This window comes from Kitasatospora sp. NPDC057692, from assembly GCF_042799475.1.
Taxonomy (GTDB): domain Bacteria; phylum Actinomycetota; class Actinomycetes; order Streptomycetales; family Streptomycetaceae; genus Kitasatospora.
Map to the genome: position 1 here is coordinate 714 of NZ_JBHVIV010000208.1, position 430 is coordinate 1,143.

At 44.2% G+C, this 430-nt stretch carries 1 protein-coding gene; it reads left to right on the plus strand.

Annotation, left to right across the window (positions count from 1 at the left end; genetic code table 11):
* On the plus strand, positions 1–218 hold a 218-nt coding region (locus ACFVFS_RS40845), incomplete at its 5' end, for a hypothetical protein (protein WP_380630191.1).
* Between the last annotated feature and the right edge of the window lie 212 nt (positions 219–430).

The window sequence follows — 430 nt, forward strand, 5'->3', positions numbered from 1 at the left end:
CCTGTGAAGGAGGGCGCGGAGTGAAATTTGCATTTAGAGTATTGATGCTTCTCATAATGTCGGGCGTTGCTGATTCCATAGGAATAATTCTGGCGTATTATTTCGACAATCAGAGTTTGAGATTAAATTGTGTGTCAGTTACCGCGGCGATCAGTGGGTACTTGGTTCGTGGATGGTGGCCGCCGGAAGAGAAGGAGGGCGCGGAATGCCAAAAGTGAACGGAACATTAATCGGATACTATTGCGATGACTGCGAGGAATGGTTGTTTTTAGAAAGGCCTGCCTGTACGTCTGAAATCTATTGCCCTTTTTGCAGGGATCAGACTCTTGCGATTGATTCTGACGATTTAAGTTTACTGGAAGAAATAATGAAGGAGGACGCAAAATGAAAAAGATTATTTTCGCTTTAGTTGCTGTCATTACATTGGGGG